1 protein-coding gene is annotated in these 1,814 nt (G+C 41.4%); it reads left to right on the top strand.

Going from position 1 to position 1,814, the window contains the following annotated elements:
* Nucleotides 1-200 precede the first annotated feature (200 nt).
* The gene (glyA, locus tag H5072_RS18435) at nt 201-1,457 is read left to right on the top strand and encodes a serine hydroxymethyltransferase (RefSeq protein ID WP_002961763.1); all 1,257 of its coding nucleotides are present in this window, start codon (nt 201-203) and stop codon (nt 1,455-1,457) included.
* Nucleotides 1,458-1,814: the final 357 nt, after the last annotated feature.

Here is a 1,814-nt window from a genome sequence, read left to right on the forward strand (position 1 = left end):
GCATTTACTAATTAAATGTAGGAAATAGCATTCATTTAAAATCGTTATGGTTTTATAAGAAAATATCATCTTAAAAAGTCTGTGAAATAGTTTCAATCCCTGTTTAAATATCCTCAACTTAAGAGCGTAGGCAAAGAGTCGTTTAAAGCGTACAATAAAGCCTCTAAAAAACACCATACACGTTGCCCTAGGAGACCCCAATGTTAGAACGTAGCATGAATATTTCGGATTTTGATCCAGAGTTATTTGACGCGATAAACAAAGAAACTGCTCGCCAAGAAGAGCACATTGAACTAATCGCTTCAGAAAACTACTGTAGCCCACGCGTACTAGAAGCGCAGGGTTCACAGCTTACAAATAAATACGCAGAAGGTTACCCTGGCAAACGTTATTATGGCGGTTGTGAGCACGTTGATGTTGTTGAGCAATTAGCAATTGACCGTGCTAACGAGTTATTTGGTTCTGACTACGCAAACGTACAACCACATGCTGGTTCGCAAGCTAATGCTGCTGTTTTTCTAGCGCTATTAGAAGCAGGCGACACTGTACTTGGTATGAGCTTAGCTCATGGTGGTCACTTAACTCACGGATCACACGTAAGCTTCTCTGGTAAGCTTTACAATGCAATTCAATACGGACTAGATGAAACAACGGGCGAAATTGATTACGCACAGGTTGAAGCACTAGCACTTGAGCATAAACCAAAAATGATTATTGGTGGTTTCTCAGCGTACTCAGGTATTGTTGATTGGGCTAAATTCCGTGAAATTGCTGACAAAGTAGGTGCTTACCTGTTTGTTGATATGGCTCACGTTGCAGGTTTAATTGCGGCAGGCGTTTACCCAAGCCCAGTTCCTCATGCACATGTTGTAACTACAACTACGCATAAAACACTTGCTGGTCCTCGTGGTGGTTTAATTATCTCTGCATGTGGCGATGAAGCAATCTATAAAAAGCTTAACAGCGCAGTTTTCCCTGGTGGCCAAGGTGGTCCTTTATGTCATGTTATTGCAGCAAAAGCAGTGGCATTTAAAGAAGCGCTTCAACCAGAATTTAAAGTATACCAAACACAAGTTGTTAAAAACGCAAAAGCAATGGTTGCTGTAATGCAAGAGCGCGGCTACAAAATCGTATCTGACAAAACTGAAAACCACTTATTCCTACTCGATTTAATCGATAAAGATATTACTGGTAAAGATGCAGACGCAGCCCTTGGTAACGCTAACATCACAGTTAATAAAAACTCAGTGCCAAACGATCCACGTTCTCCGTTTGTAACATCTGGTTTGCGTATTGGTTCTCCTGCAATCACTCGTCGTGGTTTTAAAGAAGAAGAATCAAAAGAGCTTGCTGGCTGGATTTGTGACGTACTAGATAACATCACTGATGAATCTGTACAGGCGCAAGTTAAAGAAAAAGTAAAAGCAATTTGTGCAAAATTACCTGTTTACGCTTAATTGCATAAGCAGCAGTAATTTAGATCACATAGGCTAGGGGCCTGTTTATCTTTCGAGGTTTAATTTGCAGTAGTATGTTTGGTTTTTAGGCAAGGCAGAGTCTATGTAGTGTGGTTACTCCACACAAATAGGCGATAACGCAGCATAAATGCCAAACATGCACTGCCCTCGGGTTCGTCCTAGGGGCGATTTACTCTTTGTTGCCTACATGGATGTAGGTAAGGGGCGTGAGCAGGACGCGGAAGCTTTGCTCGGTTTTTACTTAGCCCACTAGGTTACAAACCTCGCGCCGTGATTAAATCACCCATAGATAGAACAAATTTAATCCTGAAAGGTCAACAGGCCCTATTTTTTTGC

It is taken from the genome of Pseudoalteromonas sp. SR45-5 (assembly GCF_014163565.1).
In the GTDB taxonomy this organism is placed as follows: domain Bacteria; phylum Pseudomonadota; class Gammaproteobacteria; order Enterobacterales; family Alteromonadaceae; genus Pseudoalteromonas; species Pseudoalteromonas distincta.